Origin of the sequence: Pseudomonas sp. E6002, assembly GCF_013385565.1 — a bacterium.
GTDB lineage: Bacteria > Pseudomonadota > Gammaproteobacteria > Pseudomonadales > Pseudomonadaceae > Aquipseudomonas.
In genome coordinates this window covers 106,333-119,258 of the sequence record NZ_JACAPT010000036.1, presented here as the reverse complement: position 1 = coordinate 119,258, position 12,926 = coordinate 106,333, and the positions used below count along the sequence as shown (strand labels likewise).

Genomic DNA, 12,926 nt, shown 5'->3' with positions numbered 1-12,926 from the left:
GAATATGTATTTGGTATGTGGCGAAGCGCTGTTTGATTTTTTCAGCGAGGACGATGCCAGCGGCAAGGCATCCAGGGTCAATTACAAGGCGATTGCCGGCGGCTCGCCGTTCAACGTCGCGGTAGGCTTGCGTCGACTGGGAATCGACGCGGGCTTTTTCGCCGGGATCTCCGACGACTACCTGGGCCGACGCCTGTTGCAGGTGCTCAAGGACGAAGGCGTGGGCGAGGATTACCTCGTGGAATTCTCAGCGCCCACCACCCTGGCAATGGTCGCAGTGGGTGCCAATGGCTCACCGCAATACAGCTTTCGCGGTGAAGGTTGCGCCGACCGCCAGTTGCAACTTGAGCATCTACCGGCGTTGGGCGACGAAGTGCGTGGCGTACACATCGGCTCGTTCTCACTGGTGGTGCAGCCGATTGCCGACACCCTGCTGGCCCTGGTACGCCGGGAAAGCGGCAAACGCCTGATCAGCCTCGACCCCAACGTACGCCTGAACCCCGAGCCGAACATCGAGCTATGGCGCGCCCGCGTGGCCGAGTTGGTCAAGCATGCCGACCTGATCAAGGTCAGCGACGAAGACCTGCACCTGCTCTACCCCGGCCAGGCTCCGGAAAGCATTCTGCAAGGCTGGTTGCAACACCGTTGCCAACTGGTGTTCCTGACCCGTGGCGGCGACGGCGCGACGGTGTTCAGCCGCCAGCACGGCAGTTGGTCGGCGCCGGCGGCCAAGGTCGTCATGGCGGACACGGTAGGGGCTGGCGATACGTTCCAAGCCGCGTTGATTGCCTGGCTGACCGAGCAGCAACTGGACTCGGTAGAGGGCCTGCAACGGCTGACCCGCGAGCAGATCAGCAGCATGCTCACCTTCGCCATCCGCGCTGCCGCACTCACCTGCAGCAAGACCGGGCCGGACCTGCCCTACCGCCAGCAATTGAACTAGCCCAGCCTGCCCCCGCGCGCTGCGGGGGCAACTCATTTACTCCTTTCTCCTTTCCTCCACAACCTGTCAACTTTGACAGTTGTCAGTCGTGGTTTTCGGGTCAAGACTCCGGTTACGCCTCAATCTCAAGGAAGTGGCGCCAACATCATTGTGTTGCCGGGATGTTTTATGAAAAACATCAAGATTGGCTTGTTCGTAGGGATAGTGTTGGCCACGTCGGTTGCTCGCGCAACGCCACTGGATACCACGACAGACCTGAAGTCTATTGCATGGGAATATGTGTCCATTGAGTCTGTAGCACCCTATGCCCCATTGAAAACTTTGAGCCCAGAAAAGAGCGCCACTCAACCCGGATTCCCTGCGGGTTTCTGTAACGGCACCTCTGCAAATGGAATCAGTTGCCGCACGGGAGCGAGAAAAGCTGTCGGACATACACGCATAGGGGTGAATTTGCACTATTGAAGTGGCCAGCATGAGCCGGATACTTGGTTTGCGCAGCACGGGATCGTGTTGGCCACGTTGGTTCCAGGCGCAACGCCCGTCGATACAAAGGCAATTCTGGAAGATGTGAGGAGACCCAGTTGGACAGCTATACGCTGGAGGGTTTCAGCGGTAATGCGCAGGTACGCATGAGCTGGTAGGCTCACGCTTCCCTAGCGCGGGTAACCGCCCGGGCAACGATGGCGCCCACCACCGCCCCCACTATCGGTGCCGCCCAGAATAGCCACAACTGCATCAGGTATTCCCCGCCGGCAAACAATGCTGGCCCGGTGCTGCGCGCCGGGTTGACCGAGGTGTTGGTGACGGGGATGGCCACCAGGTGAATCAGCGTCAGGGTCAGGCCAATGGCAATCGGCGCAAACCCGACAGCCGAACCCGGGCCGGTGACACGCATGATGATGAACACAAAAAAAAACGTCCCCACCGCCTCGACCACCAACGCGGCCAGCAGGCTGTAATGCCCGGGGCTCAATTGGCCATAGCCGTTGGCGGCGAAAGCGCCCACTTCAAACCCCGGACGACCACTGGCGATCAGCGCCAACACGGCGGCGGCGACAATCGCACCGGCGACTTGGGCAATGATGTACGGCACCACGTCAACGCCCGGCATCCGGCGCCCCACCCATAGGCCGATGGTCACCGCCGGGTTGAAGTGTGCACCAGAAATACTGCCCACCGCGTAGGCCATCGTCAGCACCGTCAAGCCAAAGGCCAGGGCGACACCGGCGAAGCCGATCCCGAGTTCCGGAAACGCCGCGGCCAGTATCGCGCTGCCGCACCCGCAGAAGGTCAACCAGAACGTCCCAAGAAACTCTGCTGCGATTTTCTTTTGCAAACCAACTCCACCCAATGCCAACGCCATCCGATTGATGGGCCTGGCGGCGACGGTAGCAAAAGCGATTAACTTGGCTGTATCAGACTTGTCCGGTAAACCGGTGAGCCTTTTTCTATGGCAGCGTTGCAACGACTGCATCGTCGGTGCCCGTGCTGTCTTCAGCACCGCCTGCCACATAAGTGCCGTTTGGGGATATCGCCGTCAGACCGCTTTCCTGACCGCCGCCGAACTGTGGAATGGCCACGGTTCCCGTCGCAGAAGTCCAGGTGGCGGCCTGGTGATGCTCGCCGGCATTTTCGCTGGTCAGTGCCACGACGTCGTTATCACTCAAATCCACGAAGCCTATATGTGTGCCGCCTGCCAACGGCGGAATCAACTGAGTGCTGCCCGACGAAGGCGTCCAGAAGGCCAACAGATGATGGCCATTGCTGTCCTGGTACGACACAACGGCATGCCCGTTATTGTTCAACCGCAAACCGGTGATTCGAGATGCCCCCGATACACCGCTGATGCTGCTCAACTGAACCGGCGTGGCGCTTGGATTGGGCCAGTAGACGGCTTGGGGCACATCCGGCGCCGAGAAGTGGCAAGTGCCCAGCAACTGCACTGCATTGTTTACGCTGCTTACGCTGCAGCCCGTGCTACCGGCAGGTGTGGTCAAGGGCGTCGTGACCAAGGTGCCCAGTAGCCCGGTTTTCTGCACGACTTTGGCGACGGTGTTGCCAGACGCAGGATTCGGGCAGTCGAGCGCAACGGTGGGCACACCGTTTATAGGCGTGTTGTTGATGTCGGCGGGAAAGCAGTTGTCGTGCAGGGCGGACACTTGAAGCGGGGCTGTACTCCCGGAAAACCACAACACTGCCGTTGCGTCACCGGTACCGCTTAAGCTCGCCCCGGCCAATACATCGCTCTGGTTGAAGGCACTAATGACAGTGCGCGCCTCAGGCAGTAATCCAGTGCCCAATACCGAGACGGCTTGCAACGCCACCGGCGCAGCGCCCGGCGTAGCGCTGTTCCAGATGACGGCGGTGGCTCGATTGTCTGCCATTTTGCATGAGCCCGCTATTTGTCCGTTATTGTCTATAGCCACGGCGGTGCAGCCTTGGCCACTCACCAATGGCGGTAGCGGAACTTCAGTGCCTGCCGTGGACGCGACCCACGCCACGGATGGCCCCGAAGTAGTGCCCGGGGTACAGGTACCCACCACAACGCCCGAGTTGTTGACCGCCAAGGAAACACATTGCTTCCCGGCAGCCGTGCCTTCACCGACGAATGTTGCTGCGCTGACAGCGCCTGTATAGGCAGTTGCACCCGCCATCGCGAGAACCAGCGTGCGGTTGATCAAATTGTTCATGGCTATTCTTTCCTTGGAGGCCAGTTTGATGGCCGGCGGGTGAGACGTTTCAAGCGCCGGGGCAACCTAGTTATGGCACAGTTCCCAGGACAGACAACTGTCAGAGTTGACAGGTTGTGAGGTGATAAAAAAAGGCGTAATAGATGCTTCCCTCACGCAGCCCACGCCCCCATGAAGATGAAGCTTTTGTCAGTAAAGCCTCACTTAATCGATGGTTAATCCCCCGGGAAGACAGTTGATTCGACCGCACTCGCACGGCTCCAACCGTTGCCCAGGGCGGCCGCGGCTCATCACGTTGTTGAGCCTGCGAACGACTTGCGGAGAAACACCATGAAACTGCGTACGTTAATGCTCGGTGCTGCACTGGCCCTGACGGCTGTAACGGGGATGGCGCAGGCTGACACCGCACCCGTCGTCACGCCTTATCACTACGGCGAGAAGATGGATGTGCAGAAGGTGCTTGCCATGCATGAAACCGATACCAATGAATGCAAGGTGATCAAGGCCGATATCAAGTTCGTGGACAGTCAAGGGAAAGTCCAGGACGTGGGCTATCGCAAACTGTCGGAAGCCTGTGATTTCCAGAATTGAACCGATCGGCTTTTTTGTAGGAGCGAGCTTGCTCGCGAAAGACTCCAGCGAAACGCGGGCATCCTGAATGTACGCGGGCCTTGCGTTCTTCGCGAGCAAGCTCGCTCCTACAGGGGTATCCCTGAGCGCTCGTTACGGCTGAAAGGATTCGCCATGCAAGTGCACTTCCGTCCCCTCGCTACCTTCACTGCCCTGCTGTGCTTTGCCCTCGCGCTGATCTGGGGTTTGCGCCCGGACCTGCTCCTGTGGGTGTGGAGTGTTGAATACTCCAGTGCCACCGGCCTGGTCGCCCGACGCAACGCCGCGCTGTTCCTGGCCATTGGCATCATGTTTTACCGCGCCCGCCATTCCCCACCTGATGCGACACGGCATGCCATGACCTCCGGCTTTGCGATCGGCTGTTTTGTGCTGGCGATGTTGGGGATCAGCGAATGGATCAGCGGCCATGCGGGCCCGGGGATTTTGCTGGCGGTGATCACGGAAACGGCGTTGGGCCTGGCGTTTCTCCAGGCCCGCAAGTCTTCACTGATTGAAGCTCAACCGTCCGTTTAATAGACGTCCGTTTAATAGAAAGGACGCGCACCGGCTCGTTTGAGGGCCGGGGCATGGGTGTGGGTGTGCTTGAGGTCTTCACGCAACTCGGTAATCAAATTGCAGATCGCCCGACTGCTGTCGAGCTTGTTCGCGCAAATGCCGGTGACCACCAAGTCGACCCGGTCATGGTCGATCTCGTGATAAACCTTCACCGTCAGCGAGGCGTCTGGCGCCTTGGTGACTTCACAGCGCTTAGGCAGAAAACTTCCTTCAATAATGCCGCGTAATTCCAGATCCGAAAGCATGGCCGACCTCTCCTTTTATGAGATTGCCAATCGATTGTTATCAATATTATTTATTCGTACGGCTGGCGAACGCGGTGACACGCTCGCCGTTTGCGCCTGACCAGCCCTGGCAGACGGCTTTGCTTACCCAGCGTACTAGGCTCGCTCGAAATGCGTTGGATCCTTTCCTCATAAGCGACGACATTACTTATATAAGTTACGTGGCAGACCGCCATCAACCCTCCCGTTTGAGGTATGAACCGTCGTGCTTGTAGCTCATTCAGAGTTGTAACAGGATCTTATAAAGCATTAAACGTGCCGCCATACGCACTGCCCTGCGCCCCAGACAAATCGGGGCTTTCGGACAAAATTACGTGCCGTCGATTCATGCGTCTTGCAATGAGCCTCCCTTGGCATCATGCAAATTGAAAGACCGCTCGCTATAAGTGCCCGCAACAAACTTTTTGACGCCTTCATAACCACTATCCAAACGGATGAATGTAACTAAATTAAACAGTCTTTAGGTTAAACGTTTAACCTGTCTGAGCAGCCACTCGTTCAGCAACATGCCGCAAACTATCGAAGTTGATATTGGCCCCGGAGTTGATCGCCACCCATGTTTGCCCCTGGAGGCCAGTCTTCCCGACATACTTGCGGATACCGGCGACAGCCAGGGCACCTGAAGGCTCAGTGATCGAGCGCGTATCGTCGTAGATCAGCTTGATGGCACTGCACAGTTCGTCATTGCTGACGGTGATCACTTCATCCACATGGTGCCGGCAGATTTCAAAACCATAGGCGCCGATCTGGGCCACGGCCGTGCCATCGGCAAAGCTGTCGACACTCGGCAACACCACCCGGCTCCCAGCGCGCAAGGCTGCCAGCAGGCAACTGGAGCCTTCGGGCTCGACGCCGATGATGCGCACTTCGGGCCGCAGGTATTTCACGTAGGCCGCGATACCGGCGATCAACCCGCCGCCGCCCACCGGGACGAAGATCGCGTCCAGCGGGCCCTGCTGCTGACGCAGCACTTCCATCCCCACTGTGCCCTGCCCGGCAATCACGTCCGGGTCGTCGAACGGCGAAACAAACGTACTGCCGGTGGCCTCGGCCAATTGCAACGCATGGGCCAAGGCGAACGGAAAGCTGGCCCCATGCAACACCGCCTCGCCGCCTCGGGAGCGTACGCCCAACACTTTCAGCTCCGGGGTGCTGCACGGCATGACAATCGTCGCCTTGATCCCCAACTCCCGCGCCGCCAATGCCACGCCCTGGGCATGGTTGCCCGCCGACGCGGTGATGACGCCCCGGGCCTTTTGCTCGGCGCTGAGTTGCACCAACTTGTTGTAGGCGCCACGGATCTTGAAGGAAAAGGTCGGTTGCAAGTCTTCGCGCTTGAGCAGGATCTGATTACCCAGCAGCGCCGAAAGCGCCGGCGCTGCCTGCAATGGCGTGCGCACCGCCAGGTCGTAGACCGGGGCGGCCAGGATCTTCTTCACGTAGTGCTCAAGCAATCCCGAATCTTGGGGCTGGCTCGCCGGGCGGGTACTCATGGATGTCTCCTGGGTGTTTACAAGGCCCTGGAGACGGAAAAACAAAACCCGCCTCTAGGGCGGGTTTGGGTGCAGCCGTGTGCTATCCCGCCAAATGAGGAATGGCGGTAATAATGCTTGGCTGGCAACGAAAGGTTTGAAATGTCATGAATCAAAATTAACCGGCGCCATCCGGCAAGTCAATGGCGAAACGCCAGGCTTTACGCGAAGCATACGAAACGTATACGCTTTGTATATCAACCCTGCACAGTGAAGCTTATGGGCATCGTCAAGATCACCGACCAATTGCACGAACAACTCCGTCTGGCCAGCGCCACCATGGACCGTTCCATCAACGCCCAGGCCGAGTTCTGGATCAAGATCGGCCTGCTCGCCGAGCTCAATCCGCACCTGGCCTATAACGACCTGATCAACAAGCTGTTGCTGGACAAACCCGACCTGATCCGGGGGCGCGCGCAATGATCAAGACGGCGGAACAACTCGCGGTGATGCGCGAATCCGGTCGCCTGTTGGCCCAGGTGTTTACCATGCTTGACGGCTTTGTCGCCGCCGGCCAGTCGACCCTGGAGATCGACAGCGCCGTCGAAGCTTTCATCCGCAACGACCTGCAATCGCGGCCGGCGAGCCTGGGCCAGTACGACTACCCCTTCTGCATCAACACCTCGATCAACGAGGTGGTGTGCCATGGCATGCCGAGCGCCAAAGCCGTGCTCAAGGATGGCGACATCGTCAATATCGACATCACCCTGGAAAAAGGCGGTTTCATTGCCGACTCCAGCAAGATGTACATGATCGGCAACGTCGCGCCCAAGGCCCGGCGCCTGGTGGAAATGACGTTTGAGGCCATGTGGGCCGGGATCCGCCAGGTCAAACCCGGCGCGCGCCTGGGGGATATCGGCTACGCCATCCAGAGCCATGCCCAGAACAACGGCTACAGCGTGGTGCGTGAATATTGCGGGCATGGCATTGGCCGCGAGATGCACGAGGACCCGCAGGTCCTGCACTTCGGCCGCCCCGGTACCGGGCTCGAACTGCGTGAAGGCATGGTGTTTACCATTGAGCCGATGCTCAACCAGGGCAGCGCCAAGGTGCGCAGCTTGAAGGATGGCTGGACGGTGGTGACGCGGGACAACAGCTTGTCGGCGCAGTGGGAACATACGGTGGCGGTGACGCGGGATGGGTTTGAGGTGCTGACGTTGCAGCCGGACGTCTGAATGGCGCACATCCCCTGTGGGAGCGGGCTTGCTCGCGAAAGCGGTGTGACAGTCGCCATCTACAGTGACTGATCCACCGCTTTCGCGAGCAAGCCCGCTCCCACATTTAGACCTCAGTGATATTCAGGATTTTAGTCATACTGCCTTGTCACCACTCCCCGCAATCCGCTTCAACCCCAGCACCATCAACCCCGCCCCGAGTCCCATCGCGGCCATGAACAACGGGTACGAAATCCACCACGGCGTGCCCGCCGTCATCATGCTGAATTCCGACATCCCGCCCACGCTGGCGATCAGGTTCAACGGCAGGAACACCACGTTGATCAGCGTCAGCTTGCGCAGCAGGTTGTTCATGCTGTTGTTCATCAGGTTGCCCCGGGCGTCGATCAGCCCGGAGAACACGTTGGAGTAAATCTCCGCCTGCTTGTAGCACTGGTTGTTCTCGATAATCAGGTCATCGATCAGGCCCAGTGTTTCAGCGCTGAAATGTTCCTTTTCCCCATGGTTGCGCAGGCGCGTCAGCACCGCGCCGTTGCTGTGCAGGGCGTTGATGTAATAGATCAGGCTTTCGCTGAGGTTGAACATCTGCATCAGGTGGCGATTGCTCATCGATGCATTGAACTGCTGCTGCAGTTCCCGGGCGACCATCTTGATCACCTTGAGGTGGCCCAGGTAGTGATGGATGTTGTTGAGCAGCAAGTCCAGCAACACATCCAGCGGCGTGCGCAATGGCCGGCGCGCACCCAGCCCGGAGAGCTGGCTGTCGTCGGTGGCGATCACCAGGAGTTGGTCCCCGGAAAACAACAGGCCGCAGGACGACACTTCAAACACCAGGTTGCCGCCGCCGGAATAGTTCTCCGGGCGCTTCCAGATCAGGAACAGGTTATCGGGGTGGAACTCGATGCGCGACACTTCGTCCGGGTCCAGCGCCGAAGCCAGGGCGTGTTCATCGAGCTTGTAGCAGTCGCGCAGGTACTTGCGCTCGTGGGGGTCAGGATTGCTGAACAGCAAGACATCCCCGCCGTCCCCCAGGCTGTTGTACAACTTGCCATCGGTTAATTCAAAGCGCTGGATCATCGCGCGTCACCACACCTGGCCTTGACGCTTCAACTCCAGGCGTCGCACGAACTCTTCCAGTACCAGGGAATACAAGTCGTCTTGCAGGTAGGCATCTTCGATGCCGGCGTCCATGTTGGGGTTATCGTTGACCTCGATCACCACCACCTTGTCGCCGGACTGCTTGAGGTCGACGCCGTACAGGCCGTCGCCGATCAGGTTGGCGGTTTTTACCGCCAGTTCCACCACCGCCTTGGGGGCTTCGTGAACCGCCAGGGTGCGGCACTCGCCGTTGATGTCCTGGCCGATGGCCTTGTGGTTGTAGATCTGCCAATGCCCCTTGGACATGAAGTACTGGCAGGCAAAGATCGGTTTGCGGTTGAGGACGCCGATGCGCCAGTCGTACTCGGTGTAGAAAAATTCCTGGGCCAGCAGCAACACGGAATGCTCGAACAGTTCGGCGGTGGCGGTCAGCAGCGCTTGCTGGCTTTCGACCTTGATCACGCCGCGGGAGAAACACCCGTCGGGGATCTTCAGCACCAGCGGGAAGCCGAGGCGCTCACCCACCCTTTCGAAATCTTCGGGTCGCTCCTTGTAGAGAATTTCGGTGGCGGGCATGCCCAGTTGATGGCTTTTCAGCAGGTCCGTGAGGTAGACCTTGTTGGTACAGCGCAGGATCGAGGCCGGGTCGTCCATCACCACCAACCCTTCGCTTTCGGCCTTTTTCGCGAAGCGGTAGGTGTGGTTGTCGACGCTGGTGGTCTCGCGGATCAGCAGGGCGTCGTATTCGGCCAGGCGGGCGTAGTCCTTGCGTTCGATCAGTTCCACGTCGATGCCGAGCCCCTTGCCGACCCGGACGAAATTTTCCAGGGCGCGGGCGTTGGACGGCGGCAGTTGTTCCTGCGGGTCGTGCAGGATCGCCAGGTCATAGCGGGCCAGACGGCGGGAGCGCGGTTGACGCCAGATCTTGCGGCTGAAGTTGTCCAGGGCATTCGCGAATTGGTCTTCCTGGTCATCACGCAACTTGTGCAATACGCCAGACTTGATGCCTTCGATGTGCCAGCCGTTATTCTTGCGAAACTCAACTAACAGGATCGGACAGGGAAACGCTTCAAACAATTGGCGGGCCAGATCCTGCAAGGGTTCAATATTGGTCCGGCCAAAGTAAAGTGTCAGGGTAAAGCCTTCGGTGTTGCTGTAGAGATGATGACTCAAGGCTTTATCGAGGGTTTTATCGAGGTCATCCAGGGCCAGGCCGTACAGGGACTTTTTCGTCAGTTCGCTGATGGTGCGCACCGACGGAATCACCTTGTGCCCCCGCGCCTCGGCCAGCAGCGAGCAGTAATAGCCGTGCCCCAGGTACTTGTAGCTGCGGCACAGGTTGATCACCTGCACGCGCTTGCCCGTCTCGTTTTCCCGGGTTTGCTCAAGGTATTCCTGGGCGGTGACGATGTCTTCGCTGGGGAAGTACGACGCCCAGTCTTCCTTGCGCTCGACAATGATCACGACTTGACTTGCACTCTTGGGAGGCCTGGAAAAATAACCGTTGGAAGTTATTGTCGCCGCCACTGTTTGCTCGGATACTTCACGCCAATGACCTTGTACCGCTGACATATTGATTGATCCGCTTTAGAGAACTAGACCTTTTCTATTAAGCACGATCTTTTAGAGAAGTCCCGTTTCGTTACGCAACTTTTACGGCGGTCACATGGCTCTTTCCTTTCGCGTTGCAACACCCGATGACGTGCCTGCATTGGTGGCATTGGAACAGCACTGTTTCACCACGGACCGGCTCTCCACCCGCAGTTTCCAGTGGATGGTCAGTCGCGCCCACGGGCAACTGCTGGTGGCAGAAAAACACGGCGAATTGCTGGGCTACGCCCTGGTGTTGTTCCACCGTGGCACCTCGCTGGCGCGCCTGTACTCCATCGCCATCGCCGAGTCTTCCCGGGGCATGGGCCTGGGCAAACAACTGCTGACGCGCATCGAAGCCTGTGCGGTGGAGCATGACTGCGCCTACCTGCGCCTGGAAGTGCGTACCGACAACCCCGGCGCCATCGCCCTGTATGAGCGCAACGGCTACCGGCGCTTTGCCCTGGTCAACGACTACTACGAAGACCACGCCCCGGCCCTGCGCCTGGAGAAACGCATCCTCCAGCACCAGGACGCGCGCGCCTTGAGCGTGCCCTATTACCAGCAAACCACCGACTTCACCTGCGGCGCCGCCAGCCTGCTGATGGCCATGGGTGCCCTGGAACCTGCGCGGGTGGCCCAGCGCCGGGAAGAACTGCAAATCTGGCGCGAGGCAACCACCGTGTTCATGACCGCCGGCCATGGCGGCTGCAGCCCCCAGGGTTTGGCGCTGGCCGCCTGGCGCCGGGGCTTTCGGGTGCGCATGCAGGTCAATGTCAGCGGGCCGTTGTTTCTCGACGGGGTGCGTGATCAGCATAAAAAAGACGTCATGCGTTTGGTGCATGACGCCTTCGAGGAAGAGTTGGCCTTGAGCGACGTTGAGCAAGTGCTCGGCGGCCCGCTGGATTTACCCCAGGTGCTGCGCGACGGCGGCCAGCCGCTGGTGTTGATCAGCAGCTACCGCCTGACCCGCTCCAAGTCGCCCCACTGGGTAATCGTCACCGACTGCGACGAAGACTTCGTGTACCTGCACGACCCGGACGTGGATCACAGCCAGCACCGCCAGCCCATGGACTGCCAGCATCTGCCGGTCAGCCATGGGGAGTTCGAGCGAATGTGCCGGTTCGGCAATAACAAATTGCGGGCAGCGGTGGTGGTGTTCAGGCGACTTGCTTGATCCCGGCCTTGGCTTCCAGTTCGCGCACCAGCGGTAATACACGCTTGCCGAAGTATTCCACTTCTTCCTGAAAGTGCAGGAAGCCGGCCAGTACCAGGTCCACGCCGACCGCCTTCAAGGCGACGATGCGCTCGGCAATCTGCTGCGGGGTGCCGATCAGGTTGGTCTTGAAGCCGTCGTTGTATTGCACCAGATCCTCGAAGGTCGACTTGGCCCAGTTGCCCTCACCTTCCGGTGACGCCTTGCCCGCCTGTTTCGCCGCATCGCCAAACGCGTTGACGGCTTCCGGGTCGGCCTGCTCGATGATTTGCGCGAGCACGGCGCGGGCTTCTTCCTCGGTGTCGCGAGCGATCACAAACGCATTCACACCGACTTTCACCGAATGGTTATTGGCCGCCGCCTTGGCGCGAATGTCATCGACCTGGGCCTTGATGCCTTCCGGGGTATTGCCGTTGGTGAAGTACCAGTCCGACACCCGTGCCGCCATGTCCCGCGCGGCCCGCGAACTGCCACCCTGGAAGATTTCCGGGTGGGGCTCGCCCAGTGGCTTGGGCTTGAGGCTGTAGTTGTCGAAGCGGTAGAAATCACCCCGGAAGGTGAAGTTGTCCTGGGTCCAGATGCCTTTCAGGGCGCGGATGAATTCCTCGGAGCGGCGATAACGCTCGTCGTGCTCCAGCCAGTGTTCGCCGATGGCCTGGAATTCACCCTTGAACCAGCCGCTGACGATATTGACGGCAACGCGGCCGTTGGTGAGTTGGTCGATGGTTGCCAGTTGCTTGGCCGCCAGCGCAGGTTGCCAGGGGCCCGGCAGGATTGCCGCGATCACCTTGAGCTTGGTGGTGGCCGCCAGCAACGCGTGGCTGAACGCGACCGACTCATGCTGGTATTCGGCGCCATAACCGGCGGTGAAACGAATCTGTGTCAGGGCGTATTCAAAGCCGGCTTCTTCAGCCAACTGCGCCAGCTTGCGGTTGTAGTCGATGCCCCAGTGGGTGCGCTGTTCGATCTTGCTGACCACCAGCCCCCCGCTGACGTTGGGCACCCAGTAGGCAAATTTGACGGCTTGCTGACTCATTGGACTGTACCTCGCGGATTGGCATGTACGAGGTGTGGAGCAGCAACTGTGCCAGTGGGCGTGAGAGGCCCGCACTACCGGCCTTCGAGCGCGGAAACAGGCGAAAAGCAGCCTGTTCCGAGCTGTCGTGGATTGCAGCGGTTTGTCGTTTTGCTGTTGCAGGAACAACAGTTGAAT

The 12,926-nt window shown here is 59.4% G+C and carries 13 protein-coding genes; 6 read left to right on the top strand and 7 right to left on the bottom strand.

Annotation, left to right across the window (positions count from 1 at the left end; translation table 11 throughout):
* The first annotated feature begins 4 nt into the window (after window positions 1-4).
* The gene (locus HX815_RS26835) at window positions 5-943 is read left to right on the top strand and encodes a carbohydrate kinase (RefSeq protein WP_177029174.1); all 939 of its coding nucleotides are present in this window, start codon (window positions 5-7) and stop codon (window positions 941-943) included.
* Between the two features lie 643 nt (window positions 944-1,586).
* On the opposite strand, the gene aqpZ is transcribed toward HX815_RS26835, so the two are convergent.
* Window positions 1,587-2,279, bottom strand: a complete 693-nt coding sequence (gene aqpZ, locus HX815_RS26830; protein WP_008436121.1) for an aquaporin Z — start codon at window positions 2,277-2,279, stop codon at window positions 1,587-1,589.
* A 112-nt stretch (window positions 2,280-2,391) separates the two neighbouring features.
* A complete protein-coding gene (locus tag HX815_RS26825) occupies window positions 2,392-3,633 on the bottom strand; it encodes a hypothetical protein (protein WP_008436119.1) in 1,242 nt (413 codons plus the stop codon).
* 330 nt (window positions 3,634-3,963) lie between these two features.
* Between HX815_RS26825 and HX815_RS26820 the strand changes: the two genes are divergently transcribed.
* Both HX815_RS26820 and HX815_RS26815 read left to right on the top strand, forming a co-directional pair.
* Window positions 3,964-4,224, top strand: coding sequence for a DUF2790 domain-containing protein (locus HX815_RS26820; RefSeq protein ID WP_008436118.1), 261 nt, complete (start codon window positions 3,964-3,966; stop codon window positions 4,222-4,224).
* Between the two features lie 153 nt (window positions 4,225-4,377).
* Window positions 4,378-4,776: a hypothetical protein gene (locus HX815_RS26815; protein ID WP_102369172.1), complete on the top strand. Its 399-nt coding sequence runs from the start codon at window positions 4,378-4,380 to the stop codon at window positions 4,774-4,776.
* An 11-nt stretch (window positions 4,777-4,787) separates the two neighbouring features.
* On the opposite strand, the gene HX815_RS26810 is transcribed toward HX815_RS26815, so the two are convergent.
* Both HX815_RS26810 and ilvA read right to left on the bottom strand, forming a co-directional pair.
* Entirely contained in the window at window positions 4,788-5,063 is a 276-nt protein-coding gene (locus HX815_RS26810) for a DUF1652 domain-containing protein (RefSeq protein WP_063029815.1), read from the bottom strand.
* Between the two features lie 512 nt (window positions 5,064-5,575).
* Window positions 5,576-6,595: a threonine ammonia-lyase, biosynthetic gene (gene ilvA, locus HX815_RS26805; protein ID WP_102606112.1), complete on the bottom strand. Its 1,020-nt coding sequence runs from the start codon at window positions 6,593-6,595 to the stop codon at window positions 5,576-5,578.
* A gap of 258 nt (window positions 6,596-6,853) precedes the next feature.
* Here ilvA and HX815_RS26800 point away from each other — a divergent pair, with 258 nt between their 5' ends.
* Window positions 6,854-7,057 carry a ParD-like family protein gene (locus HX815_RS26800; protein WP_017475587.1) on the top strand — a complete coding sequence of 68 codons (204 nt, stop codon included), beginning with the start codon at window positions 6,854-6,856 and terminating at the stop codon, window positions 7,055-7,057.
* Window positions 7,054-7,809, top strand: a complete 756-nt coding sequence (map, locus tag HX815_RS26795) for a type I methionyl aminopeptidase (RefSeq protein ID WP_102369174.1) — start codon at window positions 7,054-7,056, stop codon at window positions 7,807-7,809. The genes HX815_RS26800 and map overlap by 4 nt, the downstream gene beginning before the upstream one ends.
* 135 nt (window positions 7,810-7,944) lie before the next feature.
* Here map and HX815_RS26790 read toward each other — a convergent pair whose 3' ends face one another.
* Together HX815_RS26790 and HX815_RS26785 are read right to left on the bottom strand one after the other, a co-directional pair.
* Window positions 7,945-8,886 carry a magnesium transporter CorA family protein gene (locus tag HX815_RS26790; protein ID WP_008430799.1) on the bottom strand — a complete coding sequence of 314 codons (942 nt, stop codon included), beginning with the start codon at window positions 8,884-8,886 and terminating at the stop codon, window positions 7,945-7,947.
* A gap of 6 nt (window positions 8,887-8,892) precedes the next feature.
* Window positions 8,893-10,479, bottom strand: a complete 1,587-nt coding sequence (locus HX815_RS26785) for a RimK family protein (RefSeq protein WP_218169021.1) — start codon at window positions 10,477-10,479, stop codon at window positions 8,893-8,895.
* Between the two features lie 94 nt (window positions 10,480-10,573).
* Here HX815_RS26785 and HX815_RS26780 point away from each other — a divergent pair, with 94 nt between their 5' ends.
* Window positions 10,574-11,674: a GNAT family N-acetyltransferase/peptidase C39 family protein gene (locus tag HX815_RS26780; RefSeq protein WP_177029173.1), complete on the top strand. Its 1,101-nt coding sequence runs from the start codon at window positions 10,574-10,576 to the stop codon at window positions 11,672-11,674.
* Here HX815_RS26780 and sfnG read toward each other — a convergent pair.
* A complete protein-coding gene (sfnG, locus tag HX815_RS26775) occupies window positions 11,658-12,749 on the bottom strand; it encodes a dimethylsulfone monooxygenase SfnG (RefSeq protein WP_087692696.1) in 1,092 nt (363 codons plus the stop codon). The two genes, HX815_RS26780 and sfnG, sit on opposite strands and share 17 nt — an antisense overlap.
* Window positions 12,750-12,926: the final 177 nt, after the last annotated feature.

Bases quoted from the DNA above. Each gene is read 5' to 3' on its own strand.
- HX815_RS26835 (WP_177029174.1), top strand. From the start codon at position 5: ATGTATTTGGTATGTGGCGAAGCGCTGTTTGATTTTTTCAGCGAGGAC.
- HX815_RS26825 (WP_008436119.1), bottom strand. From the start codon at position 3,633: ATGAACAATTTGATCAACCGCACGCTGGTTCTCGCGATGGCGGGTGCA.
- HX815_RS26820 (WP_008436118.1), top strand. From the start codon at position 3,964: ATGAAACTGCGTACGTTAATGCTCGGTGCTGCACTGGCCCTGACGGCT.
- HX815_RS26815 (WP_102369172.1), top strand. From the start codon at position 4,378: ATGCAAGTGCACTTCCGTCCCCTCGCTACCTTCACTGCCCTGCTGTGC.
- HX815_RS26810 (WP_063029815.1), bottom strand. From the start codon at position 5,063: ATGCTTTCGGATCTGGAATTACGCGGCATTATTGAAGGAAGTTTTCTG.
- ilvA (WP_102606112.1), bottom strand. From the start codon at position 6,595: ATGAGTACCCGCCCGGCGAGCCAGCCCCAAGATTCGGGATTGCTTGAG.
- HX815_RS26800 (WP_017475587.1), top strand. From the start codon at position 6,854: ATGGGCATCGTCAAGATCACCGACCAATTGCACGAACAACTCCGTCTG.
- map (WP_102369174.1), top strand. From the start codon at position 7,054: ATGATCAAGACGGCGGAACAACTCGCGGTGATGCGCGAATCCGGTCGC.
- HX815_RS26790 (WP_008430799.1), bottom strand. From the start codon at position 8,886: ATGATCCAGCGCTTTGAATTAACCGATGGCAAGTTGTACAACAGCCTG.
- HX815_RS26785 (WP_218169021.1), bottom strand. From the start codon at position 10,479: ATGTCAGCGGTACAAGGTCATTGGCGTGAAGTATCCGAGCAAACAGTG.
- HX815_RS26780 (WP_177029173.1), top strand. From the start codon at position 10,574: ATGGCTCTTTCCTTTCGCGTTGCAACACCCGATGACGTGCCTGCATTG.
- sfnG (WP_087692696.1), bottom strand. From the start codon at position 12,749: ATGAGTCAGCAAGCCGTCAAATTTGCCTACTGGGTGCCCAACGTCAGC.